We start from the raw sequence: 24,386 nt of genomic DNA, 5'->3' as shown, positions 1-24,386 counted from the left end.
CCCAGTAAGCTGGTCTTCTTGATGCACAAAAATGGGGCCCTTAGTGGCCCCATTTTTGTGCCAGGTTGAACCCATGTTGCAGGTAATCCCGCTTCTCTACCAAGGGGACACACCGCCCGCTTCGCTGCGCTCAAGTGGAAGTACCCTTACCGGATATTGGGGTATCGACAAAATGCTTTTTGTATACACTTATATAAAACGCACCAAATAATTTCATAAAAACGACATTTCGCCCTGTTCCGGTGCGATTGCTTCTTGGTACATTCCGGGAAAAACCAATAAGTCCAATCCTCTTGGTGAGATGTCTACCATGATCGAATCCGTCGACAGTTTCCTCGCACGCCTTCAACAGCGCGACCCAGGCCAGCCCGAATTCCATCAGGCAGTGGAAGAAGTGCTGCGCACACTATGGCCGTTTCTGGAGGCTAACCCTCGCTACCTGCAGTCGGGCATCCTCGAACGCATGGTCGAGCCTGAGCGCGCTGTTCTGTTCCGGGTGTCGTGGGTCGATGACCAGGGCAAGGTCCAGGTCAACCGTGGCTATCGCATCCAGATGAGCAGCGCCATTGGGCCGTACAAAGGTGGCCTGCGTTTTCACCCGTCGGTGAACCTGAGCGTGCTCAAGTTCCTGGCCTTCGAACAGGTGTTCAAGAATTCCCTCACCTCGCTGCCGATGGGCGGTGGTAAGGGAGGCTCGGACTTCGATCCCAAAGGCAAGAGCGATGCTGAAGTGATGCGCTTCTGCCAAGCCTTCATGAGCGAGCTGTACCGCCACATTGGCGCCGATTGCGATGTGCCGGCCGGGGATATTGGCGTTGGCGCTCGCGAAATCGGCTTCATGTTCGGCCAGTACAAGCGCCTGGCCAACCAGTTCACTTCGGTGCTGACCGGCAAAGGCATGACCTATGGCGGTAGCCTGATCCGCCCTGAAGCCACAGGCTATGGCTGTGTGTACTTCGCCGAAGAAATGCTCAAGCGCCAGGGCCTGCGTGTCGATGGCCGTCGCGTGGCAATTTCCGGGTCGGGCAATGTTGCCCAATACGCTGCGCGCAAGGTCATGGACTTGGGCGGCAAGGTGATTTCGCTGTCCGACTCCGAGGGTACGCTGTACGCCGAGGGCGGCCTGACCGAAGCCCAATGGGAAGCAGTTATGCAGCTCAAGAACGTCGCACGCGGGCGCATCAGCGAGCTTGCCGAGGCCTTTGGCCTGGAGTTCCGCAAGGGCCAGACGCCCTGGAGCCTGCCGTGCGACATCGCGCTGCCCTGTGCCACGCAGAACGAGCTGGGCATCGAAGACGCTCGCACGTTGCTGCGCAACGGCTGCATCTGCGTAGCCGAGGGCGCCAACATGCCCACCACCCTGGCAGCGGTAGACCTGTTCATCGATGCCGGCATCCTTTATGCCCCAGGCAAGGCGTCCAACGCCGGTGGGGTAGCCGTATCGGGCCTTGAGATGTCGCAGAACGCCATGCGCCTGCTGTGGACGGCCGGTGAAGTGGACAGCAAGCTACACAACATCATGCAGTCGATTCACCATGCCTGCGTACATTACGGTGAAGAGGCCGACGGAAAGGTCAACTACGTCAAAGGTGCCAACATTGCAGGTTTCGTGAAAGTCGCCGATGCCATGCTGGCCCAGGGCGTGGTCTGATCAAGGCTGACGGGGCTGGCACACAGCGCAGCCCCGTGCATTCAGCTGATTTCAACCACCTCGATCATCTGCTCGCCCAGCGGTCGCCGCCATACCACCTCATCCCCGGGCACTGCCCCGAGCAGGGCGCGTCCCAGCGGTGAGCCCCAGTTGATCATCCCGCGCCCGGCATCGGCTTCGTCTTCGCCTACCAGCTGCACTTCGTGCGTCTGGTCGTGCTCATCGATGAACCTTACCCGGCTGCCAATCTGTACGCTGCTGCGCGATGTGGCCGGCGGCACTACCTGCGCACTCTGTACTCGCGCGTTGAAGTAACGAAGGTCACGCTCGGTATCGGCCAGGCGCTGCTTGTCTGCGCGCTCACCCTGGGCTTGTAGCTCGCTGCGCAATGCATTCAACTCGCTCAGGCGCTGTTGCAGCTGGCGCAAGCCATTGGCGGTAACGTAATTGGGCTGGTCGCTGACACGTCGTTCCACAGGCTGGTCGGCCTGGGCGGCGGCTTGGTCTTCGTTGACGAATGCTCGGCTCATGCGATGGCCTCCTCGTAATGCAGACCAGCATGGCAGGCTTGAGGTTTCAGTGGATGTCGGTTTGCGACGCTGCCCAGTCAGGATTCAGCGGCGGTAGGCCCGGGCCGCGCCTTGGTCTTTCTCCTGCTGCCACTGACGGTCGCGCTCGTCCCAAAAACGCTCGTGGTACTGGCGCTGCTCTTCGCTGTTCTGCATCGCCTGGCACTGGCGAAAACCATCGTCCCAGCCGGCTTCATACTGTCGCTCGTGCAGGTAGCGTGGCACGTTCTTGCGAAAGTTGCCGACCATCAGCCCGGCAGCCTGGTGGCCGCTGCTGCAACCGTCCTGATAACCGTCGGCGTAAGCAGGCGGGTAGCCATGCCCGATCATCTGATCGTGGGTAGTTTCGCAAGCCGCCAGTAGCAGCGCGACGCACAAGCCGAAAAGGTACCGCAACATGACCACCTGAACCCGTTGGGAGATACCGCAAAGTCTAGGTGGCGATTTGTCGGGGGGCTGTCAAAACAGTGTCAAAGAGTCGATGGGGTCACATTGGCAGGCGCCGGGTGTGCTGCCAGTAGGGCGCATGGCGCCCTCATTGGCCTCAATAGTGATACCACTTCAGCTGCAGCATCACTTCGTTCTGCGCCGTCGCCAAGTGGCTGAACTGCCGCGAAGCACTCAACCTCAGCCCCAGGTTCTGGCTGATCTCCCACTGCTGGTTCAGGCTGATGCTGCGCCGTACTTCGCCATTGGTGAAGTAATCACCTTTGGCTTCCAAGGTCATGTTGCCCAGGCCGTTGCGCCACAGCAGCCCACCATTGAACCCTGTCGCTGGGGCGATGAACTGGGCGAAGTCGTTGTGGTGCTCCACCCGCACCGTACCCAAGGCGAAGCCCAGCAGGTCGTCGGCCAGCTGCCAGGTACCACCGGCGCCGCCATTCACATGGCTGACCAGCACCTCATCGTCATGTTTACCAGGCACCCGTTCCAGGCCACCTGCCACCTGCCAGGACCATGGTTTGAGCAGCTCGTTGCGTGGGGTCAGGGAGCGGATGGTGGCAAGATCAAGGCGCTGAACCTGCCAGTCGTTGCCTTCGTACTGGCGCACTTTGAGTTGCAGAATCTCGATCTGTGCACCCAGTGGGAAGCCATAGGCGTTGTCATTAAGGTCGTGGTAGGCCATGCGCAGGCCATATTCGGCATAGGCACGATCTTCACGGGTGCCTACCCCCAATTGCCAGGTGCGCGAGTCGTGGCCGTCCTCAGGCAAGCCGGGGCGTTCGATCTGCAGGGGCGGGGGCGGGTTGGTGTTGATCGCTCGCAGCAGCTCGAAGCTGCGCTTGGCCTGCCCAGGGTCTCGCTCCTGGCCGTTGGCACGGTAGCGCTCCAAGCGGTAGGCGGCATCCTGCACCAGTGCCTGGCGATCGCGGGGCAGGGCTTTGAAGTCGGGGCTTTGCAGTTGCGCGGTATCGGCACTGACCGCCAATACCTGACGTTTTTCATCATGGTCCAATGGCTCGGCACGGGCCAGTAGTTCACGTTCGCGTGACGGGCGATAGGTTTCGCTGGCTACCAGGCCAGATTGCTTCACCGCCTTGACCGTGTCGGTGGGAATGGCAGTGAGGGGGAACTGCGAGGTCAGGTCCAGGCTTGGACGGGCCACTTGCAGTAGCTCCAGCAGGCGGTACGAGCAGTTTTCGTCGAAGAAGAAATAATCGAACTGGATCTGTTTCAGCTCCCAGACATGCTCGACCATGCGCCCGGTTTCCTCCGGGGTCAGGTCCAGCTGGTATTCCCACAGGTCGCGGTTCTCAAGGCTGCGGTATTCAGAGAGCTTCTCTTGGTAAGGCATGAGCGCGAACAGGCCCGGGTAACCGCCCATCAGGCCTTTCCAGGCATACAGAATGCTGTTGTCGCTGCCTTCGATATAGGCGCCGAAGTTGATCGCGTAGCTCAGCAGCGTGGTGTCGTCGCTGCGGGTGTTGGTCTGGTCGATGCGCAGCAAGGTATGGCCGAACATCGATGAGGGGCTGTTCAGGTAGGCTGCCGGGAAGATCAGCGCCGCACTGTGCGGGTCGATCGACTGGTACCACGTCTTGAATTCCTGACAATCGGGCTGCGGCAGGCCTTGCAGGTCGAGTTGTTCACGCAACCAGCGGGTGCGCGCGGGAAATACGCACTGGGCATGCTTGTCACCGAGGCTGGCGGGGGCATACAGCGCTTGCACGGTGGCTTCCAGTTCCTGGTCCGGGTGATGAGCACCGTCCTTGGCAAGGAAGAAGGCGTCGTCGTCCACATAGCTGCGCCAGCCTCCGAGCTTGGCGGTTTCATAGTGGCCCAGGGCAATCCAATACGGGGTGTTGGCCAGTTGCTGAATGCGGTCGGCGTGCACAACGGGCATGGCATGAACGGGCGCGCAGGCTAGCAGCGCGAGGGAAGCGAGGCGTTTGAGCATATGGGGCAACTACTTCTAAACGATGCCGAAAAGGCGAAACCCGCCCCTGAAGGGGCGGGAGTAGCTGCAATCAGGCCTCGGTAGCGTACTTGGCCAGACGTGGGTCGTTCTTCAGAACGGCCAGGGTGTTGGTGTGCACGGTTTCAGCGGTTGCATCGGCGCTGCTGAAGATCTGGTTGAAGTGCTGGTGGGTGACCGAGGCGAAGTAGCCGCGATCTTCAGGAGCGACGCCCAGAACCACGGCATAGGTGGTCAGGGCTTCGCCCTGGCCCATGGCCATGTCTTCGGACAGTTCGTTCATCATGCCATTCATGGCGAACCAGGACTTGCCGCCGTAGGTCAGCGAAGCCTTGGTCGAGCAGCCGTTGGTACCAGAGGTCATGCCGAAGGTGGCGTTACCGGAGGTGCCGTTGGTGGTCGAAGCCAGGAAGTGGGCCGGCGTACCGCGCTGGCCTTCGAACAGCATGTTGCCCCAGCCGCAGTTCGGGCCGCCCGGCGCTTCAGCGAGGGCGTTGAGCGAAACCACGGTGAACAGAGTACCCAGAAGAATCCGTTTCATAGCTTTGTTCTCTATTTGTCTTAACCAAGGGTCAGGGTTATCTGGCAACTCGGTTGCCAAGTCGGGAAAGCATTTCACCCACCCGCGCAAGTTGGAGTTTAGGCATGTTCTAAAGGTTGCGTCATTGATTGCGAAAAATTTGCATGGCGTTGCAGCTTCGCCGTAGCGATATAAAGTCCGGCAGAGCCTTGCAACGCGCGCGCTGGCAGCGCCAGAATGCTGAGTATCTGCCCCGCCGAAGTAAGGAAACCCAATGCCCGATCCTGTCGCTGCGCGCCTGCGTCTTGCGCCTGAAGCCCTGACCCGGCGTTTCTCACCCGAGCAGTTTGCCTTTACCAATACCGACGATCTGGAGCCGTTTCGCGGAGTCCTGGGCCAAGAACGTGCTGTCGAGGCCCTGCAGTTCGGCGTGGCAATGCCGCGCCCTGGTTATAACGTGTATGTGATGGGCGAGCCCGGGACGGGTCGCTTCTCGTTCGTCAAGCGCTACCTCAAGGCCGAAGGCAAGCGCCAGCAAACCCCCAGCGACTGGCTTTACGTCAACCATTTCGATGACACCCGCGAGCCCCGTGCACTGGAGTTGCCTTCGGGCAGCGCGGCCGAGTTCATCAGCGACATGAACGGCTTGATCGATAACCTGCTGGCAACCTTCCCGGCGGTGTTCGAGCACCCTTCCTACCAGCAGAAGAAAGGCGCCATCGACCGCGCCTTCAATCAGCGCTACGACCGCGCGCTGGATGTGATCGAGCGTGCCTCGCTGGAAAAGGACGTGGCCCTGTACCGCGATGCCAGCAATGTCGCCTTCACCCCGATGGCCGATGGCAAGGCGCTGGACGAGGCCGAATTCGCCCAGTTGCCAGAAGACGTTCGCGAGCAGTTTCATGAGGACATTGCCTTGCTGGAGGAGCAGCTCAACGAGGAGCTTGCCAGCCTGCCGCAATGGAAACGTGAGTCGAACAACCAGCTTCGTCAGCTCAACGAAGAAACCATCACCCTGGCGCTGCAACCGCTGCTGGCGCCATTGTCGGAAAAATACGCCGAAAACGCGGCTGTCTGCGCCTACTTGCAGTCCATGCAGCTGAATCTGCTGCGTACCGTGGTCGAGCAACTGGTTGAGGACAGCAAGACCGACGCGGTTGCGCGCAAGCTGCTCGAAGAGCAGTACGCGCCAAGCCTGGTGGTTGGCCACCACGCCGACGGGGGGGCGCCAGTGGTGTTCGAACCGCACCCGACCTACGACAACCTGTTCGGCCGCATCGAATACAGCACCGACCAAGGCGCGCTTTATACTTCCTATCGGCAGTTGCGCCCCGGCGCGCTGCACCGCGCAAACGGCGGTTTCCTGATTCTGGAAGCGGAAAAGATGCTCGGCGAGCCGTTCGTCTGGGACGCGCTCAAGCGCGCCTTGCAGTCGCGCAAGCTGAAAATGGAGTCGCCGCTGGGTGAGCTGGGCCGTGTCGCGACAGTCAGCCTGACCCCGCAGATGATTCCTCTGAACATCAAGCTGGTGATCATCGGCTCGCGCCAGTTGTACTACGCGCTGCAGGACCACGACCCGGACTTCCAGGAGATGTTCCGCGTGCTGGTCGACTTCGACGAAGACATGCCGATGGTCGACGAGAACCTCGAGCAGTTCGCTCAGCTGCTGCGCACCCGTACCAACGAAGAGGGCATGGCACCGCTGACCAGTGATGCGGTGGCGCGCCTTGCCACCTACAGCGCCCGCCTGGCAGAGAACCAATCGCGCCTGTCGGCGCGTATCGGCGACCTGTTCCAGTTGGTCAGCGAAGCTGATTTCATCCGTCAGCTGGCCAGCGACGAGATGACCGACGCCGGCCACATCGAGCGTGCACTCAAGGCCAAGGCCACCCGCACCGGGCGGGTATCGCAACGGGTGCTCGACGACATGCTGGCCGGCATCATCCTGATCGATACCGAAGGTGCGGCCATCGGCAAGTGCAATGGCTTGACCGTGCTTGAAGTCGGCGACTCGGCCTTCGGCATGCCGGCGCGTATCTCTGCCACGGTCTACCCCGGTGGCAGTGGCATCGTCGACATCGAGCGCGAGGTCAACCTTGGCCAGCCGATTCACTCCAAGGGCGTGATGATCCTCACCGGATACCTGGGCAGCCGTTATGCCCAGGAATTCCCTTTGGCGATTTCCGCCAGCATCGCCCTGGAGCAGTCCTACGGATACGTCGATGGCGACAGCGCTTCGCTGGGTGAAGCGTGCACGCTGATCTCGGCCTTGTCGCGCACGCCGCTCAAACAATGCTTTGCCATCACCGGCTCGATCAACCAGTTCGGCGAAGTGCAGGCGGTGGGTGGGGTCAACGAGAAGATCGAGGGCTTCTTCCGCCTTTGCGAGGCCCGTGGCTTGACCGGGGAGCAAGGGGTGATCATCCCACGCGCCAATGTCGCCACATTGATGCTCGACGAACGCGTGCTGCAGGCGGTGGAAAACGGCATGTTCCACGTCTATGCCGTGAGCCAGGCTGACGAAGCCCTGAGCCTGCTGGTGGGCGAGGAGGCCGGGGTTCTCGATGACAAGGGCCAGTTCACCGAGGGCAGCGTGAATGCCAGGGTTGTCGAGCGCCTGCGGGAGATTGCCGAGATGATCGGTGAGGAGGAAATCGAGCGTGCAGAGAAAGAGCGCTTGGAAGAGGTAATCGCTCAAGCCAAACCGGCTTGAGTCAATAAACCGGCGCTAGCGGCCATGTGCTACCGTTCAGCGCCGGTTTTCCATCTTTTCGTGCTGTTCTTCTATGCTGGAACTTAAGGACAGTATCAGGGTTCAGGATGGAAACAGCCCGGGTGTTCCGGGCTGAACAGGGTTCATTGGAGGGGACGCGGCCATGCGCAACCTCAGCCTTACTCGCCAGTGCCTTGGCCTGGTGACCCGTATCGAATGCAGCATTCGCCCATTGGCCGGTGACAACGGTATGTGGACCTTGCTGTTTGCCGCCGGCATGGCCGGTGAACAACCCTCGGCCATAAAAGCCCAAGGCCCCTTCCATGGGCCGATGGTGGCCGAGTCCGTGCTCAACGCCATTCTCGACAGCCTGACCTTGCACGGGTATCAGGTGGCCGATGATCCACAGATCTGGTGCCTGCACCTGCAGGCTCAGCTGCGGCGTATCAACGGTGAGCGCTGCCGCAACCTGGGGGACTATCAGTTCCATCCTGAAACCTGAGCCCACACATTCACTAGCGCGGCACCATGCCGCAGGCTTTTGCTGTCACAGGTGGCTGGCTATACTCGCGCTCGTTTTTCAGTCACCTGACGAGTCCCAACCCTCATGGAACGTTTTCTCGAGAACGCGATGTACGCCTCCCGTTGGCTGCTCGCTCCCATCTACTTCGGCCTGTCCCTCGGCTTGCTTGCCTTGGCGCTGAAGTTCTTCCAGGAAGTTGTCCACGTCCTGCCTAACGTCTTCGCGCTCAGCGAAGCCGACCTGATTCTGGTCATCCTGTCGCTGATCGACATGTCGCTGGTTGGCGGTCTGCTGGTGATGGTGATGATCTCCGGTTACGAAAACTTCGTCTCGCAGCTGGACATCGACGAGAGCAAGGAGAAGCTCAACTGGCTGGGCAAGATGGACTCTTCGTCGCTGAAGATGAAAGTGGCTGCATCGATCGTGGCGATTTCATCCATTCACCTGCTACGGGTGTTCATGGACGCGCAGAACATCTCTACCGAGTACCTGATGTGGTACGTGATCATCCACATGACCTTCGTGGTTTCGGCCTTCTGCATGGGCTACCTGGACAAGCTGACCAAGCACTGATCGCCCCGCCGGGGCGAGCGCTGGTTTCAATTAACGAGCGGCGCTAGCAGTGTGCTAGGCTGCTCGCCCTTTTCATCACGGGCGCGGCTGCATGGCGCCCTGCAGTGGAGCACGACAATGTCCGAACTCAACCTGTCCACCGACGAAACCCGCGTCAGCTACGGCATTGGCCGTCAGCTGGGCGGCCAGCTGCGCGACAACCCACCACCAGGCGTCAGCCTGGAAGCCATCCTGGCCGGCCTGACCGACGCCTTCAACGGCGCCGACAGCCGTGTCAGCGAGGCCGACCTGTCGGCCAGCTTCAAGGTCATCCGCGAGGTGATGCAAGCAGAAGCTGCTGCCAAGGCCGAAGCTGCCGCTGCTGCTGGCAAGCAATTCCTAGTCGAGAACGCCAAGCGTGACGGCGTCACCACCCTGGCTTCGGGCCTGCAGTTCGAAGTGCTGACCGCAGGTGATGGCGCCAAGCCGACCCGCGAAAGCAACGTGCGCACCCACTACCACGGCACCCTGATCGACGGCACCGTCTTCGACAGCTCCTACGACCGTGGCCAGCCGGCTGAATTTCCGGTTGGTGGCGTGATCGCTGGCTGGACCGAAGCCTTGCAGCTGATGAACGCCGGCAGCAAATGGCGCCTGTACGTGCCGAGCGAACTGGCCTACGGCGCCCAAGGCGTTGGTGGCATTCCCCCGCACAGTACTCTGGTGTTCGACGTCGAGCTGCTCGACGTTCTGTAATACCGCTGAGGCCGGCGCTGCCGGCCTCAATTCCAGTCTGTTCCCCCTGGGCGCAAGGCCCGTGCGTAGCAGAACAGGAACAAATTGCGCACCAGCTCCTTGAGCACCATCGGCTCGCTAGAATTGAGCCCGCACAAGTCCAGATCACCCTGATCACGCAGCTCGTCCAAGGCGTCTTCTTCGAGCATTGCGCAGACCTCACCGGTTTCGCGATGAAGAATGCGCAGGTAGGGGTGGGGACGATCCAGCCAGGCGTCTATCAGATAAGTCATGGCTATTCTCCTTGAAAGTGACCTCAATGAGAATAATTCCTATTATCAGAATAGCAAGCGCCAATTGGCGGATTTTGTAATCAGACCTTACGCACGAATTCCGACTTCAGCTTCATTGCGCCGATGCCATCGATCTTGCAGTCGATGTCGTGGTCGCCATCGCACAGGCGGATGTTCTTGACCTTGGTACCAACCTTGACCACCAGGGACGACCCTTTGACCTTGAGGTCCTTGATCACGGTAACGGTATCGCCGTCCTGCAGAACATTGCCGACCGAGTCCTTCTTCACCACGTCATCGCTTGCGGCTTCAGCTTCGCCGCTGGCGGACCATTCGTGTGCGCACTCGGGGCAGATCAGCTGGGTGCCATCCTCGTAGGTGTATTCGGAGTTGCATTTGGGGCAGGGCGGCAAGGTGCTCACTTCGTATCCTTAAACAGACGGGTTAAAAGCCCACATTGTATAAGGTTTTGCGCGGGAAATGTTTTGCCCGTACAAAAGCTTCGCGGGTGAACCCGCTCCCACGTTTTGTGTGGGGGCAGGTCCACCCGCGAAGAGGACGGCTAGGGCTGTCAGTGCGTGCGGGCGACCGCGAACTCGCTCAGTTCGACCAGCGCATCCCGGTATTGGCTGGCCGGCAGCACTTCCAGGCAGGCGATGGCGCGCTTGACATAGTCGCGCGCAAGCTCGGCGGTGTACTTCAGAGCGCCCGAGGCTTCGACGGCCTCGCGAATCTGCTCCAGGTCTTCCAGGCCACCTTTTTGGATCGCTTTGCGCACCAACGCAGCCTGCTCCGGTGTGCCCTCACGCATGGTGTAGATCAGCGGCAGGGTCGGCTTGCCTTCGGCCAGGTCGTCGCCGACGTTCTTGCCCAGGGCTTCGGCATCGCCTTGGTAGTCCAGCAGGTCGTCGACCAGCTGGAACGCCACGCCCAAGTGGTCACCGAAGGTGCGCAGGGCCTCGCGCTGGGCCTGGTCAGCACCGGCCAGTGCCGCAGCGCTGTGGGTCGAGGCTTCGAACAGCATCGCGGTCTTGCCACGGATGACGTCCATGTAGACCTCTTCCGTGGTGCTGGCATCGCGCACCCGCGACAGCTGCAATACTTCGCCCTCGGCGATCACGCGGGTGGCCTTGGACAGGATCTGCATGACCGGCATCGAGCCCAGTTCGACCATCATTTCGAACGAGCGCGAGTAGAGGAAGTCGCCCACCAGCACGCTCGGCGCGTTGCCCCACAGCGCGTTGGCGGTGGAGCGGCCGCGGCGCATGCCAGACATGTCGACCACGTCGTCGTGCAGCAGGGTGGCGGTATGCAGGAACTCGATGGTCGCCGCCAGCAGCCGCAGGTCGTCGCCTTCGCGGCCCAGCGCCTTGCCGCACAGCAGCACCAGCAATGGACGCAAGCGCTTGCCGCCAGCCGACGTGATATAGTCGCCGATCTTCGATACCAGCGGCACGCGCGAGGTCAGCTGCTTCTTGATGATCTCGTCGACGGCGCTGAAATCGTCAGCTACCGCGCGGTAGAAGGTTTGGGGTTGCATCGGCTGCTCCAGTGAGGTTGCGCGGCATGCTAGGTCGCAGGCCCCGGTGTGTCAAGGCGCGGTGCCCGCAGGCCGGGGGCGGGACTTGCAAGCAAAAGCACGGTTGCGTACAATCGCGCACCCTAACTTCCTGGGCAGCACCTGCCTTACGCAATTGCACAGGGCCGTTCCAGCCCCATGCAGCCATGCCAGCCAATACTCATCATATAAAGCGCTGGGTGAGCAGGATTATCGGAGAAATACCATGTCTTACGCAGTAATCGTTACCGGCGGCAAGCAGTACAAAGTCGCTGAAGGTGAATTCCTCAAGGTCGAAAAACTGGAAGTCGCCACTGGCGAATCCGTGACTTTCGATCGCGTTCTGCTGGTTGCCAACGGTGAAGAAGTCACCATCGGTGCACCAGTCGTCGCCGGCGCTAAAGTGGTTGCCGAAGTCGTTTCGCAAGGCCGTCACGACAAGGTTCGCATCATCAAGTTCCGTCGTCGTAAGCACCACATGAAGCGTATGGGCCACCGCCAGTGGTTCACCGAGATCAAAATCACCGGTATCCAGGCTTAATCGCCCGGTTCCCCTGAATTTATTGGAGAATTGAACCATGGCTCACAAGAAGGCTGGTGGTAGTACTCGTAACGGTCGCGACTCAGAATCGAAACGCCTTGGCGTGAAGATGTATGGCGGCCAGGTTATCAAGCCAGGCAACATCATCGTCCGTCAGCGCGGCACCGAATTCCACGCTGGCTACGGCGTTGGCATGGGCAAGGACCACACTTTGTTCGCCAAGATCGAAGGCGTGATCAAGTTCGAGAAGAAAGGCGAGTTCATGCGCCGTTACGTGAGCATCGTCGCCGCTTAATCGCGACGTCGCTCCAGAAGCCCCGTCATGCGACGGGGCTTTTTCGTTTGTGGTGAGCCTCTTGCAAAGCTGTTTGTATGGGCTGCCGGCGTGGGTTTCTACGGTCGTACGGGGCCGCCGCGCTCATTTTTGCAAGAGCCTCAGGTTTTTTAGGTATTCAACTCGCTTGTCGGCGAGAGGCGGTTTTCAATGAAGTTTGTTGACGAAGTATCCATTCGGGTCAAGGCCGGTGATGGCGGTAACGGTTGCATGAGCTTCCGCCGCGAAAAGTTCATCGAGAACGGCGGCCCCAACGGTGGTGACGGCGGTGATGGGGGCTCGGTCTATATGGTGGCCGACGAAAACCTCAACACCCTGGTCGACTACCGCTACACCCGTCACCACGAAGCCCAGCGCGGCTCCAACGGCGGCAGCACCGACTGCACCGGCAAGAAGGGTGATGACCTGTTCCTGCGGGTACCGGTCGGCACCACCGTGATCGACGCTTCCACCCAGGAAGTCATCGGTGACCTGGTAACCCCAGGGCAGAAGCTGATGGTCGCCCAAGGCGGCTGGCACGGCCTTGGCAACACCCGTTTCAAGTCCAGTACCAACCGTGCGCCACGTCAGACCACGCCGGGTAAGCCGGGTGACCAGCGCGACCTGAAGATGGAGCTGAAAGTACTGGCCGACGTCGGCTTGCTGGGCCTGCCGAACGCCGGTAAGAGCACCTTCATCCGTTCTGTGTCGGCTGCCAAGCCGAAAGTCGCCGACTACCCGTTCACCACCCTGGTGCCGAACCTGGGTGTGGTCAGCGTCGATCGCTGGAAGAGCTTCGTCATCGCCGATATTCCCGGCCTGATCGAGGGCGCCTCCGACGGTGCTGGCCTGGGTATCCGCTTCCTCAAGCACCTGGCGCGTACCCGTGTGCTGCTGCACCTGGTCGACCTGGCACCACTGGACGGCAGCAGCCCGGCCGATGCCGCCGAAGTCATCATCAACGAGCTGACCCGCTTCAGCCCGTCGTTGACCGACCGTGAGCGCTGGCTGGTACTGAACAAGTCGGACATGCTGATGGACGACGAGCGCGACGAGCGTGTCAAGGAAGTGGTCGAGCGCCTGCAGTGGGAAGGTCCGGTGTACGTGATCTCGGCCATCTCCAAGCAGGGCACCGAGCAGCTTAGCCATGACCTGATGCGCTACCTGGAAGACCGCGCCGACCGCCTGGCCAATGACCCGGCCTATGCCCAAGAGTTGGCCGAGCTGGACCAGCGTATCGAAGACGAAGCCCGTGCCCAGCTGCAGGCGCTGGACGACGCCCGCACCTTGCGCCGTACCGGCGTCAAGAGCGTGCACGACATCGGTGACGACGACGCCTGGGACGATGATTTCGAGGACGACGAAGACGGCCCGGAAATCATTTACGTGCGCGACTGATTGGTTGCAGTACACTAAACGCCGCTCTGATGAGCGGCGTTTTTGTATCCACGGTATCTACAGATTCGACATAGGTTGGAAGAAGATGCGAAGCAAGGTGACAGGCGCCAAGCGCTGGGTCGTGAAGATTGGCAGTGCCCTGCTGACCGCCGATGGCAAGGGCCTGGACCGCGGCGCCATGGCCGTGTGGGTCGAGCAGATGGTCGCGCTGCGTGAAGCAGGCGTTGAGTTGGTACTGGTCTCCTCCGGAGCCGTGGCCGCCGGCATGAGCCAGCTTGGCTGGACTTCGCGACCCAGTGCCATGAACGAGCTGCAGGCCGCTGCGTCGATCGGCCAGATGCGCCTGGTGCAGGCCTGGGAGTCGAGCTTTGGCGAGCATGGCAAGCACACCGCGCAAATTCTTCTGACCCACGACGACCTGTCCGACCGCAAGCGTTACCTCAATGCCCGTAGCACACTGCGGACCTTGGTCGACCTGGGCGTGGTACCGGTGATCAACGAGAACGATACCGTGGTCACCGACGAGATCCGCTTCGGGGATAACGACACCCTGGCGGCCCTGGTGGCCAACCTCGTAGAAGCCGATCTGCTGGTGATTCTCACCGACCGCGACGGCATGTTCGATGCCGACCCGCGCAACAACCCCGAAGCGCAATTGATTTACGAAGCCCGCGCCGATGACCCATCGCTCGATGCCGTGGCTGGTGGCACCGGGGGTGCGCTGGGCCGTGGTGGTATGCAGACCAAGCTGCGCGCGGCGCGGCTGGCGGCCCGTTCAGGTGCCCACACCATCATCATCGGTGGCCGCATCGAGCGCGTGCTGGACCGTCTGAAAGCTGGTGAACGCCTGGGGACATTGTTGTCGCCTGAGCGCGGCATGCTGGCTGCGCGCAAGCAGTGGCTGGCTGGCCACCTGCAAACCCGCGGCACCCTGGTGCTCGACGCTGGCGCCGTGCAGGCGCTGCGTGGGGCGAACAAGAGCCTGCTGCCGGTGGGTGTGAAAACCGTGCAGGGCAGCTTCCGCCGTGGCGAGATGGTGATCTGCGTCGGCCCCGATGGCGCCGAAGTGGCCCGTGGCCTGGCCAACTACAGTGCCCTGGAGGCACAGAAGATCATCGGTCAGCCGTCCGATCATATCGAGGCCGTGCTGGGCTATATCGCCGAGCCGGAATTGGTCCACCGCGACAACCTGGTGCTGGTATGAAAACGTTCAAGCGAGTACTTGCCCTGGCAGCTCTTGCCCTGCCGATGCTGGCCGGCGCTGAAGAGATCGGCCAGGTATCGACCGTGTTCAAGTTCCTTGGGCCCAACGACCGTATCGTGGTCGAGGCCTTCGACGACCCCAAAGTCGAGGGTGTGACCTGCTACCTGTCGCGTGCCAAGACCGGTGGCGTGAAGGGCGGGCTGGGCCTGGCCGAAGACCGCGCGGAGGCCTCGATTGCTTGCCGGCAGGTTGGGCCGATCAGTTTCAAGGGTGAACTCAAAGATGGCGACGAAGTGTTCAAGGAGCGCACTTCGCTGGTGTTCAAGACCATGCAGGTGGTGCGCTTTCTCGACAAGAAGCGCAACACGTTGGTGTACCTGGTATACAGCGACCGCATGATCGAGGGCAGCCCGCAGAACGCGGTGACGGCGATCCCGATTCTGCCGTGGGCTCAGTGATCTCAGAGGTAAGGCCGCTGGCCTCGATTCGCGGGTAAAATCCGCTCCCACAGCTACTGCACCGCCCTTGCGGCTTGTGCAATACCGGTGGGAGCAGCTTCACCCGCGAATGGGCCGCAGAGCGGCCCATACTTCAATCTCAGGCCAACGCTTCGGCCTGATCCTCGCGCACGATAGCCTTCACTTCATCCAGCCGGCTGATGTACTTCCAGTCCGCCTCGTCGATGTAGATGCCATTCGGCCCGCTGCCTCCTTCCAGGTCGATCGCCACGTGTGCCGACACCTGCGGCTTGACGCTCGCCAGAATCGGCACGAAGCCCAGTTGCAGGCTGGTTTCAAGCAGCGCCGCCTGGTTGCGTTCGTCGATGTCCGCCGCCTCGTCAAGGTAGTACGGCAAGCGAATGCGCCCGGCCAGGTCGCGGTCCATCAGGTGCAGCAACAGGTACATGTTGGTCAGCGCCTTGATGGTCATGGTGGTGCCATTGGACGCCGCGCCGTCGATGTCGGCGTGGATGATCGGCTGGCCGTTGACCTTGGTGATTTCGAACGCAAGCTCGAACAGGTCCTTCAAGCCCAGCTGATTGTGGTTGGCCGCTACCAGGCGCGCCAGGTATTCCTTGGCTTCTTCGTTGCGGTTGTCCTGTTCGGCGCTTTGGGTCAGGTCGAACACCGAAAGGGTCTCGCCTTCCTCGTACTGGCCGGCACTGTGAATGATCTGGTCGATGTGCTTGAGCGCTTCCTTGTTCGGCGCCAGCACCACACGGAAGCTTTCCAGGTTGGACACCTGACGTTTGTTGATCTCGCGGTTGAACAGGGCCAGCTGGTGTTCGAGGCTGTCGTAGTCGCTGCGGATGTTGCGCAGGGTCCGGGCGATATCGGTGACGGCGGCGCGGCGCGCCTTGGCCAGGGTCAGCGCCTCATCGGTGCGGTGCGCATAGGCATTGACCAGCAGTTGCAGGCGGCGCTCCATGTCGTCTTCGCTGTCGAACTTGGCCACGCCCTTGAGGCGCACCTGGGCGTAAAGCGCCTCGATCTGGTTGTCGACCCGTTGCAAAGCCTGCCAGCTGTCCTGGTAGTCGTTGAGCATCGGCAGCAGGTTGTCCATGGAGTCGTCGACCGCTTCCATGTAAGGCGTGCCAAAGGGCAGGTCGGCCGGTAGCAGTTGGCGGCGGCGCAGGGCGTCTTCGAGGGTGCGCTGCTTGGACTCCAGGTCGCCGATCTGGCGGCCCACCAACTGCAGCTTGGCCGACAGTTGCTGGACGCGCTCGGTGAAGGCGTCGCTGGAGCGCTTGAGCTCATCCTGGGCTGCCTCCATCTGCGCCAGTTGCTCCATTTTTTCAGGCTCTTCGGCGCTCAGGGTTTCGCTGCGACGGTAGTCTTCCAGGGCCTTCTGGGCATCCAGCACATCCTGATACAGCGCTTGGGCCTGAGCTTTGGAGGCGGTGCGGTCGGCGGCGACCTGTTGTTGGGTCTTGAGCTGCTTGAGCTCCTTCTCCAGGCGTTCCTTCTGGTCGCGCAGGGCCGCACGATCGGCAAGGGCCTGCAACGCCGGTGGCTCGATATGGGAAAGGTCGATCGACAGGCCTGGGGCCTCGAAGCGCTCGCCCTTAAAGCCGTCGAGCACAGCTTCCAGGGATTTCACCCACAGGTCGCTGTCGTCGAGCTCTATGCCGCGCTCGCCCAGTGGCAGGCTGAACAGCGCGCCGTTGAACAGGCGCATAAGGCGGTCGACGTCCTGCTGCGAGAATTCTTCACGCAGGCGTGCGTAGCTGTTGTTGTCTGCATGGTCGAGCTGCTGCTTGACCTGCTTCAGGCGTTTTTCCAGGTCACGCACGCGTTCGTCGAGGTCTTCGGCGCTGAACTGGCGCGACTGCGCCAGAGCGCCGGCCAGTTCGTCGTGGGCGTCCTTGGCGGCCAGCAGTTGCTGCTCCAGCACTTTGACATCGTCGACCAGCGCGAAACGGTGCTTGAGCACCGACAGTTCGCCAAGCCAGCGCTGAATACCGGTAATTTCACGCTCCAGACGCATCAGCTCCTGAGTACCACCGCGCTGGTCGTTCTGCAGGCGGTCTTGCTCGCTGCGGTAGTGCTCGGCCTGGATCACCAGCTCTTCCTTGCGCGCCATGGCGTATTCCTGCCAGGTGCCCAGCAGGTTGTCGAGCAGCGGCGAAAGGCGGTGCAGCTTGCCGCGCAGGATGTCGCGCTGGGCCACACCGCCGGCCAGGGCTTCGACCAGTGGGCCGGCGGCTACCAGGGCGTTGTAGTCCTGTTCCATGCGGCGCACGTCGCGGAAGGCTTCTTCGCAGGCAGCGATGTAGTCGACGCTGCCCGAGCGCAGGCTGTGCTCGAAGGCATCGAGGAACAGCTGCTTGAGCTTGGCGGCGGTGATCTCGCGCATGTGCAGCAGGTTGATGAACAGTGCGCGGAAGGTTTTCAGGCTCTGTTCGCTGGTGGAGCGCAGTGGGATCAGGGTCAAATCCAGCGGGCACGAGGTGTGGCCGCCGACCAGCAGCCGGCGCAGCTCATCAGGTTTGAGCTCATAGGCCTTCAGGCCCAGGCGCTCGAGGTTGGTGAACAGCTCTTTCTGCCGCAGGCAGGTGTCGTTTTGCTGGTAATGGGCCAGGTCCAGTTCGCCCTTGTAGGCGAAGAACTGGTGACCGAAACCACCGCCAGGGCCCCGGCCGACCACGCCGACCACGTGTGGCCCGTGGGGCAGGTTCAGTTCGCAGAGGATGTACGAGGTATCGCTGGCGAAGTAGAAGCGGCGTGACTGCTCGAGGCTGTATTTGCCGAAGCTCATGTCTGACATGCGCGCCAGGATCGGGAACTGCAGGGCGTTGATCGACGCCGATTTACCCAGGTTGTTGGCGCCGTATACCGACAGCGGGTGCTCCAGCGGGAACAGGCCCAGGCTGTAGCCTGCGGTGTTGAGCAATGCAAAGCGGCTAATGCCGTAGCGTTCCTGGCTCATGCGTCAATCTCCTGTTGCTCTTCGCGGATGGCCCGGGCCAGGGCGTCCTCTTCGCTTTCCTGGTCGTCGAACGGCGCAAGGTCGAGCGGGTCGTCGGTACGGTTGAGTTGTTCCGGGCTTTCCTCCTCTACCAGTATCGGGGTTGGCAAGGGCAGGTCGCTGTGCAGGCTGGCCGCCAGGTCGCGGTCCTGCTGTACCGACAGGCACACGTCGAGGAAGCGATGCATCGGCGGCAGGAAGCGGTAGATGCCGCCTTCTTCATGGGCGAAGCCGAGCTGAGTCATGCGGCGCATGATCTTTTCTTCCAGCTCCTCGACGGTTTGCACTTCGGCCTGCAGGAACAGGTCGCGGTATTTGTCCAGCAGCGAGGGCAGCTCGTCGCGGCCTATGCTGCCGCCGTCGAGCACGGCCATCGGGTCACGGCCCTGGTCGGCAAGGTGTTCGACCAGGATGAAGGTGAACAGCGACAGGCGCTGGGCGGTCTTGTTGACCTGCGCGGCGGCCTGCTCGGGCACGAAGTAGTAGAACCCGCGGGTGTCGCACACCAGCTCGAAGCCCAGGGCCTTGAACAGGGTGCGGTACTGGTCCTGGAAATTCGACAGCTGGGCGTACATTTCAGGGTCGCGGCGGCTGACGTGGAAGCCCTTGAACAGCTCGCGGAAGATCGGCGCGAGCTGGGACAGTTCGGAAAGATCAAGATGCATTGGCTGGGCTCGCGTTGGTTTCAGGTTGCGCTTCGCGGCTGGACGTCAGGGCGAACGAGCGCAAGCTGACCAGGTGTTCTTGGGTGGTGTATTCGCGCCGTTCCAGGCGTTCGCGCTTGAAGCGCTTTTCCCGCGAGAGCCGCGAGAACCAGTACAGCAGCTCGTCGGTGGCGCCTTCTGGCTCCTGCTCAAGCAGCCAGACCATCAGGTCTGGCAGCGGCAAGGCATCTTCGCAGCGTTCGAGCATCTCTTTGACGGTGCGCGGCGCGCGGGGTAGCGGGCCTTTCTGGGTCTTGTGCGCCTTGGGGAACTTGGCCGGCTTGGGCTCGAAGCGAGCCAGGGCATAGACGTAGGCCTCGACCTGGCTGGCACTGCCCAGGAAGGTGCTTTGCGGGCGGGTGAACAACGGCATGGCTGCTTGCGGCAAGGCATCGAGGCCCTTGCGCCGGATCACCGACAGCGCCAGGGCGGCGCCACGGGTCACGGCGTTGTGCCGGCGCGCTTCTTCGCGCAGCGGCAGCAGCAGTTCGCGGGCGTGGCGCAGCGTCAACTGAGCGCTGGTCTGCATTTCCAGGATACGTGCGTGGGTGCGCAGCAGCATGTCGTCGTCGACCAAGTGGCCAAGGCGCGCCTGCTCGCCAAGCAGCTTCAGCAGCACGGTTTCGACCTTGCGCACGCCCTGCTCGAAGGCGCCGTCGGCGTTCACCAGCTGGATCATCGGCTCGACGTACTCATCCCAGGTCGCCAGCACTTCTGCGTAACGCTGGCGCAGCGGGATCTGGCGGTTGCTGGTCTTGGCCCGTTCGGCCACGGCGACCAGGGCCTGCTCGTCGTTATCGAGTTTCTTCAGCACGTCGCGCACGCGCATGTCGAGCAAGCGCAGCTGACGGGCCAGGTCGTCGCTGTCGCGGTTGTCGAAGGCATCCTGGATGTGCCCGGCCAGGCGCTCCAGGTGGCGCAGGTAGGCTTCGATCTCAAGGCACAGGCCCAGCCGGTGCTCGCGGCGCAGGTAAGCGAGGAAGTCGTGAATCTGGGCGTTGAGCTCGAATCGGTTCGGGCTCTTGGCCACCGGCACCAGGATATCCAGGCGGATCCATACGTCGAGCAGCTGGGTAATATCCTGCGGCGTGCTTTCGACTTGCTGGCGGCCCAATTGCTGGCGCAGTTCCACCAGGCTCAGGGTGCCCTGGTCGAAACGCTCGCACAGCGGCTCTATCAGGGCCCAGTGTTCGGCTAGGGCGCGCAGGACGCGCTTGGGTTCGATCATTGGCGTCTACTCGTTGCCAAGTAAAAGGGGGGCGATTGTACTGCATACGGAGGGGATGATTTCACCCCTTGGTCTGTAATGAGGGGTGTTTGGTTTGAGATTTGTAGTGGCTGGGCGACCGAGCGCCGCCCGCGCGGCGCATCGCGAGCTGCGCTCGCTCCTACGTTTGTTTCGGGCCAGTAACGCCTGTGACAGGCGCGCGCGACCGCCTGGTTGATACGACGCAATATCACGTCTTGCGCCAAGGCGTACGCGCGCAAATCCCCCAGGCTCAACTGGCCCGAAACAAACGTAGGAGCGAGCGCAGCTCGCGATGCGCCGCGCGGGCGGCGCTCGGTCGGACAGGCCCTGCAAAAACCGAGGCGTACACGTTAGAATGCCCTCCAACCTCCGCCCCGGACCTTCGAGCCTTGCTGACCGAACCTCGCCGCCGCGCCTACCTTTCCGCCATGCAGGTGGTGCATTGGCTGCCGCGCGCTGAACTGCCGTTCGCCGCACCGTCGCGCCCTGAACTGCTGCTGCCGCAAGCGCCAATCGAGCGAGCCGATGTCCAAGTGCCGCCCAGCATCGCCGCGGCCAACCCGGCGCCGAGCGCGCCCCAGGCACGCTCCGGGGAGCGCCCGAAAATCGAAATCCCGCGCCCGGCCAGCACGCCGAAAGTGCTTGCCAAACCAACCGATGCGCAGCCGCAGGCCTCTGCGCCGCGCCCGGTGCAGGTGGCGCCGCCGCGTTTTGCGTTGCAGCTGTTGCGCGCTGGCAGTTGCCTGCTGCTGGTCGAGCTGGCCACCGGGCAGCCTTTCCAGAGCCGCGACCCGTCCTATCTGCTGCTCAAGGACATGCTTCGCGCTGCCGGTTTGCCCGATGCTCCGCAGATCATCGGCGAGCCGGTACGTTGGCCGCTCCTGGTGCGGGGCAACATGGACCAGGGCCCGGATGCTGCACGTGATTTCGTGCAGGGCTTCATTCAGGCGCGCCTGGAAGAGTCCGCATGCAGCCTGTTGTGGCTGGTCGGCTTGCCGGCGATGCGCTATGCCGCCAACGCAGACGCCGAAGGTTATTACCAAGTCATGAAGGTCGACGGCCTGGGCGATGCCTGGGCTTTGCCGGGCCTTGAACTGTTGATGGACGAGCCGCAGCGCAAGGCGGACGTCTGGCAAGCGATGCGCCAGCTGATGGCGCGCTGGAAGAGCGTTGAATGAGTGACTCGATCAGCTTCCGCCCGATGACCGAGGCGGATCTGGATGCCGTGCTGAAGATCGAATATGCCGCATTCAGCCACCCCTGGACGCGGGGCATCTTCCTTGATGCACTCAAATCCTACGAAGTTTGGCTGATGTTCGTCGGGCAACAGCAGGTTGGGCATGGCGTGATCAACGTGATCATCGATGAGGCGCATCTGCTCAACATCACTGTGAAACCCGAAAACCAGGGCTGCGGCCTTGGACTGAGGCTGCTCGAGCATCTCATGTCCCGGGCTTATCAGCTCAATGGGCGTGAGTGCTTCCTCGAGGTACGGGCCAGTAATCAGTCGGCCTACCGCCTGTATGAGCGGTATGGTTTCAACGAGATTGGCCGGCGCCGTGACTACTACCCGATGGCCGGTGGGCGTGAGGATGCGCTGGTGATGGCCTGTACCTTGCTCGAAGACTGAGCAGGCCCTCGAGGCTTTTTCGCGGGTACACTCGCACCTATAGGGCCTGCGCCAGCCTAACCACGAGGCCTGCAGCGGCTTTGAGCCCAATGCAGTCCTTGTGGGTTTACCCGCGAAGGGGCCGATACGTCGATCAAAGCTCCTGGGGCAAGATGTCGACCGGCTTGCTCAGGTCGCGCAGACTTCTGGTCATTTCCCCAGTGTTACACTTCGCTGCCGCCTGCTCTGGCGTATAGTTGCGCACCGTGCGGAAGAACAGTTCACACGTCTGTTTCTTCTGGGTCACCTGCCATTTGTTCGAGCAGGCATCAAGGGTCATCTTCGGTTCGGCCTGAGGGTTGCGCCCCATCCCTGCCTGCCAGCAGGCGGCCGTCAAATCCTGGCCCATCATCTTCAAGCCGGCGGCATCAGCTGCATCCTGATTGCCGCCATGGCTGTCCTTGTTCGCCGCGTACCAGATCGCGCTCGGGTGGTTGGCGCCCAGTACCGGCACCTTGGCCCCGTCCTGCGGGCTGATGCTGACCAGCCCCAGCACACCCACCTGGGGCCCGTATTGCTGCTGGATCCAGCTACGCACCGGTGCGCCGAAGGCGACCATTGGCAGCGGGTTGGCGGCGCTTTGCACGGTCATCTCGCGGACCATGCGCAGCTGATAATCCTTGAAGTAGCCGTAGGTGCCTGTCAGGGCATCACCCGCGCTGGCGGGCGCGGCAATGGGGGCGATGTCGATGATGGTCTGGTAGGCCGGGGTCTGGCTGGCGTCCACGCCGTTGAAGGTCAGCAACTGGGCCCAGCGGTCAGTGGTATTGGAGCGCAGGTAATCTTGGGCTTGGGTCAGCGAATAATCGGGCGGGAAGTGCAACAGTTCGATGCTGCGGCGGTTCTGCAGCGCCATCCCCAATGGTAGGAACAGGTACCAGTCGTAGGACCATTTACCGTCCTTGTTCAGTCGAGTGGCCCCCTCATAGGCCAGCTCGCCGCTGTCCAGCAGCTTGCGCAGCGGCTCGGCATAGTCGCTGGGCACGTCGCTGATGTTGGCATACAGGTGGTTGTTGTCGCGGCTGACTTGCACGTTGGCATTGGCATAGCCGTCGCGACGGACGCTCTGGGTCAAGTAATGCTCCACGGTCTGTTTCAGCGTCCAATCCCGGTAACAGATCACATGGCAGTTGTTGGGGTAGGCAAACAGGCGGGTGGCGCGCTGGGTATCGCCCAGGTCTATCTGTGCATCGGCCAGGGCCAGGCCACTGAAGGCGAGGGCGGCGAAGCTCGATAAGGCAATCTTGTGCATGCTTAACTCCTTGTCAGTGGCCGCCCGAATGGGCGGCGGTGCTCATACTGCTGCAGGGAGCCTGGAAATGAGAAGAGCGAGCGCGCTGGTAATGGCTGCGAGTGTGCTGTCGAGCGCCTTGGCGCTGGCTGACGAGCGCGATGTTTGGATGTTCGCGCAGTGGGCAGGTGACCATCAGACCCGGCCGTTTCGCGAAATGCTGGTGAGCGCTCGCCTCTACGGCGTAGTGCCCATTCACCAACTGCTGCGCTCGGCCTCGGACTGGAAACTGTGCCGAGCCTCGCCCTTCGCGGTGCCTCCAGCAAGTAACTGGCCAGCTGTGCGTTCCACGCTGTCGCTGCTTCAGGCCCTGGGCGATCAGAAGCTGCTGGGCCCATTCGAGGTGATTTCGGCCTATCGTGATCCTGGGCTCAATCGCTGCGCTGGTGGGACTGTGGGCAGCGCCCATACCCGTGCCTTCGCGGTGGATGTCCTGCTGCCGGCATGGGCCGACCCCAATCCGCTTTGCCGCTTCTGGCAGCAACATGGCCAAGCCTGGAACATGGGGTTGGGACGCTACCCGAGTGGACGTATCCACATCGATACTGCCGGTTACCGCACGTGGGGCGGTGATGGCAGCGCGGGTTCGTCATTTTGCAGCAAGCCCAGGTAAGGGGAGGGCGCGCCGCCCAGTGGGTACAACGGGTTCACCCGCGCCTGGCCGGAGCAGCCTAGCTTGCCTTGAGCTTTTCGACAGGCAAAGAAAAAGGGCCTACCTTGCGGTAAGCCCTTTGACTTGTTTGGTGGCTACACAGGGACTTGAACCCCGGACCCCAGCATTATGAATGCTATGCTCTAACCAACTGAGCTATGTAGCCGATGGGGCGCATTATTCCCGTGTGCCGGCCTCGTGTCAACACTCATTTCGAAAAAAAATTGCACGCTTTCAAAAACTTAGCGTCCGCATCCGATTCTTGTGAATGAATCGCCACCGTGCCAACCGTTACGCGGAGGCTGTCGTAGGGGCGTTGTGGTTTGAATGCGTGGCTAACGCCTGGATAAAAAGGTAGCTATGTATC

24 protein-coding genes and 1 tRNA gene are annotated in these 24,386 nt (G+C 61.8%); 13 read left to right on the top strand and 12 right to left on the bottom strand.

What is annotated here, in order from left to right:
• Positions 1–310: 310 nt before the first annotated feature.
• The gene (gene gdhA, locus ACK59H_RS19665; protein ID WP_060477601.1) at positions 311–1,651 is read left to right on the top strand and encodes an NADP-specific glutamate dehydrogenase; all 1,341 of its coding nucleotides are present in this window, start codon (positions 311–313) and stop codon (positions 1,649–1,651) included.
• 41 nt (positions 1,652–1,692) lie between these two features.
• On the opposite strand, the gene ACK59H_RS19660 is transcribed toward gdhA, so the two are convergent.
• The 4 genes from ACK59H_RS19660 to ACK59H_RS19645 all read right to left on the bottom strand — a co-directional run bounded on the left by ACK59H_RS19660 (position 1,693) and on the right by ACK59H_RS19645 (position 5,177).
• Complete coding sequence (locus ACK59H_RS19660; protein ID WP_060477499.1) at positions 1,693–2,181, bottom strand: GreA/GreB family elongation factor; 489 nt, start codon at positions 2,179–2,181, stop codon at positions 1,693–1,695.
• A gap of 84 nt (positions 2,182–2,265) precedes the next feature.
• Positions 2,266–2,619: a hypothetical protein gene (locus ACK59H_RS19655; RefSeq protein ID WP_288439663.1), complete on the bottom strand. Its 354-nt coding sequence runs from the start codon at positions 2,617–2,619 to the stop codon at positions 2,266–2,268.
• Between the two features lie 145 nt (positions 2,620–2,764).
• Positions 2,765–4,618, bottom strand: coding sequence for a DUF4105 domain-containing protein (locus ACK59H_RS19650; RefSeq protein ID WP_060477501.1), 1,854 nt, complete (start codon positions 4,616–4,618; stop codon positions 2,765–2,767).
• A gap of 70 nt (positions 4,619–4,688) precedes the next feature.
• Positions 4,689–5,177: a DUF3015 domain-containing protein gene (locus ACK59H_RS19645; protein WP_060477502.1), complete on the bottom strand. Its 489-nt coding sequence runs from the start codon at positions 5,175–5,177 to the stop codon at positions 4,689–4,691.
• Positions 5,178–5,430: 253 nt separating this feature from the next.
• Between ACK59H_RS19645 and ACK59H_RS19640 the strand changes: the two genes are divergently transcribed.
• The 4 genes from ACK59H_RS19640 to ACK59H_RS19625 all read left to right on the top strand — a co-directional run bounded on the left by ACK59H_RS19640 (position 5,431) and on the right by ACK59H_RS19625 (position 9,700).
• Positions 5,431–7,869: a Lon protease family protein gene (locus ACK59H_RS19640; protein ID WP_060477503.1), complete on the top strand. Its 2,439-nt coding sequence runs from the start codon at positions 5,431–5,433 to the stop codon at positions 7,867–7,869.
• 163 nt (positions 7,870–8,032) lie between these two features.
• Positions 8,033–8,371 (top strand): hypothetical protein, encoded by a 339-nt coding sequence (locus ACK59H_RS19635; RefSeq protein ID WP_060477504.1) that lies wholly within the window; start codon positions 8,033–8,035, stop codon positions 8,369–8,371.
• Positions 8,372–8,476: 105 nt separating this feature from the next.
• Complete coding sequence (locus ACK59H_RS19630; RefSeq protein WP_060477505.1) at positions 8,477–8,965, top strand: TIGR00645 family protein; 489 nt, start codon at positions 8,477–8,479, stop codon at positions 8,963–8,965.
• Positions 8,966–9,082: 117 nt separating this feature from the next.
• Positions 9,083–9,700 carry an FKBP-type peptidyl-prolyl cis-trans isomerase gene (locus ACK59H_RS19625; protein ID WP_060477506.1) on the top strand — a complete coding sequence of 206 codons (618 nt, stop codon included), beginning with the start codon at positions 9,083–9,085 and terminating at the stop codon, positions 9,698–9,700.
• 26 nt (positions 9,701–9,726) lie between these two features.
• Here ACK59H_RS19625 and ACK59H_RS19620 read toward each other — a convergent pair whose 3' ends face one another.
• The 3 genes from ACK59H_RS19620 to ACK59H_RS19610 form a co-directional block, all read right to left on the bottom strand.
• Positions 9,727–9,972, bottom strand: coding sequence for a hypothetical protein (locus ACK59H_RS19620; protein ID WP_060477507.1), 246 nt, complete (start codon positions 9,970–9,972; stop codon positions 9,727–9,729).
• Between the two features lie 80 nt (positions 9,973–10,052).
• Entirely contained in the window at positions 10,053–10,394 is a 342-nt protein-coding gene (locus ACK59H_RS19615; RefSeq protein ID WP_023382397.1) for a zinc ribbon domain-containing protein YjdM, read from the bottom strand.
• Between the two features lie 149 nt (positions 10,395–10,543).
• Complete coding sequence (locus ACK59H_RS19610; RefSeq protein ID WP_060477508.1) at positions 10,544–11,512, bottom strand: polyprenyl synthetase family protein; 969 nt, start codon at positions 11,510–11,512, stop codon at positions 10,544–10,546.
• A gap of 244 nt (positions 11,513–11,756) precedes the next feature.
• Here ACK59H_RS19610 and rplU point away from each other — a divergent pair, with 244 nt between their 5' ends.
• The 5 genes from rplU to ACK59H_RS19585 all read left to right on the top strand — a co-directional run bounded on the left by rplU (position 11,757) and on the right by ACK59H_RS19585 (position 15,444).
• Complete coding sequence (gene rplU / locus ACK59H_RS19605; protein WP_023533254.1) at positions 11,757–12,071, top strand: 50S ribosomal protein L21; 315 nt, start codon at positions 11,757–11,759, stop codon at positions 12,069–12,071.
• A gap of 37 nt (positions 12,072–12,108) precedes the next feature.
• Positions 12,109–12,366, top strand: coding sequence for a 50S ribosomal protein L27 (rpmA, locus tag ACK59H_RS19600; RefSeq protein WP_003247464.1), 258 nt, complete (start codon positions 12,109–12,111; stop codon positions 12,364–12,366).
• A gap of 189 nt (positions 12,367–12,555) precedes the next feature.
• On the top strand, positions 12,556–13,782 hold the full coding sequence (gene cgtA / locus ACK59H_RS19595) for an Obg family GTPase CgtA (protein ID WP_060477509.1): 1,227 nt from the start codon (positions 12,556–12,558) through the stop codon (positions 13,780–13,782).
• A gap of 85 nt (positions 13,783–13,867) precedes the next feature.
• A complete protein-coding gene (gene proB, locus ACK59H_RS19590) occupies positions 13,868–14,986 on the top strand; it encodes a glutamate 5-kinase (protein ID WP_060477510.1) in 1,119 nt (372 codons plus the stop codon).
• On the top strand, positions 14,983–15,444 hold the full coding sequence (locus ACK59H_RS19585) for a CreA family protein (protein WP_060477511.1): 462 nt from the start codon (positions 14,983–14,985) through the stop codon (positions 15,442–15,444). Before proB ends, ACK59H_RS19585 begins: the two co-directional genes overlap by 4 nt.
• 139 nt (positions 15,445–15,583) lie before the next feature.
• On the opposite strand, the gene mksF is transcribed toward ACK59H_RS19585, so the two are convergent.
• The 3 genes from mksF to mksB are packed head-to-tail and all read right to left on the bottom strand — an operon-like array spanning position 15,584 to position 20,386.
• Complete coding sequence (mksF, locus tag ACK59H_RS19580; RefSeq protein WP_060477512.1) at positions 15,584–18,415, bottom strand: Mks condensin complex protein MksF; 2,832 nt, start codon at positions 18,413–18,415, stop codon at positions 15,584–15,586.
• Positions 18,412–19,119, bottom strand: coding sequence for an Mks condensin complex protein MksE (gene mksE / locus ACK59H_RS19575; protein ID WP_060477513.1), 708 nt, complete (start codon positions 19,117–19,119; stop codon positions 18,412–18,414). The genes mksF and mksE overlap by 4 nt, the downstream gene beginning before the upstream one ends.
• Positions 19,109–20,386 carry an Mks condensin complex protein MksB gene (gene mksB, locus ACK59H_RS19570; protein ID WP_060477514.1) on the bottom strand — a complete coding sequence of 426 codons (1,278 nt, stop codon included), beginning with the start codon at positions 20,384–20,386 and terminating at the stop codon, positions 19,109–19,111. The genes mksE and mksB overlap by 11 nt, the downstream gene beginning before the upstream one ends.
• Before the next feature lie 410 nt (positions 20,387–20,796).
• Here mksB and ACK59H_RS19565 point away from each other — a divergent pair, with 410 nt between their 5' ends.
• Positions 20,797–21,585, top strand: coding sequence for a hypothetical protein (locus ACK59H_RS19565; protein WP_060477515.1), 789 nt, complete (start codon positions 20,797–20,799; stop codon positions 21,583–21,585).
• Entirely contained in the window at positions 21,582–22,037 is a 456-nt protein-coding gene (gene rimI / locus ACK59H_RS19560) for a ribosomal protein S18-alanine N-acetyltransferase (RefSeq protein ID WP_060477516.1), read from the top strand. Before ACK59H_RS19565 ends, rimI begins: the two co-directional genes overlap by 4 nt.
• 133 nt (positions 22,038–22,170) lie before the next feature.
• Here rimI and ACK59H_RS19555 read toward each other — a convergent pair whose 3' ends face one another.
• Positions 22,171–23,328, bottom strand: coding sequence for a hypothetical protein (locus ACK59H_RS19555; protein ID WP_409264800.1), 1,158 nt, complete (start codon positions 23,326–23,328; stop codon positions 22,171–22,173).
• A 67-nt stretch (positions 23,329–23,395) separates the two neighbouring features.
• Between ACK59H_RS19555 and ACK59H_RS19550 the strand changes: the two genes are divergently transcribed.
• Entirely contained in the window at positions 23,396–23,980 is a 585-nt protein-coding gene (locus ACK59H_RS19550) for a D-Ala-D-Ala carboxypeptidase family metallohydrolase (RefSeq protein WP_081016612.1), read from the top strand.
• Positions 23,981–24,108: 128 nt separating this feature from the next.
• On the opposite strand, the gene ACK59H_RS19545 is transcribed toward ACK59H_RS19550, so the two are convergent.
• Positions 24,109–24,185, bottom strand: a tRNA-Met gene (locus ACK59H_RS19545).
• Between the last annotated feature and the right edge of the window lie 201 nt (positions 24,186–24,386).

Source organism: Pseudomonas sp. KCJK9000 (assembly GCF_046230725.1).
GTDB lineage: Bacteria > Pseudomonadota > Gammaproteobacteria > Pseudomonadales > Pseudomonadaceae > Aquipseudomonas > Aquipseudomonas promysalinigenes.
The sequence above is the reverse complement of the archived record's forward strand: the minus strand, read 5'-3'. Positions and strand labels throughout refer to the sequence as shown.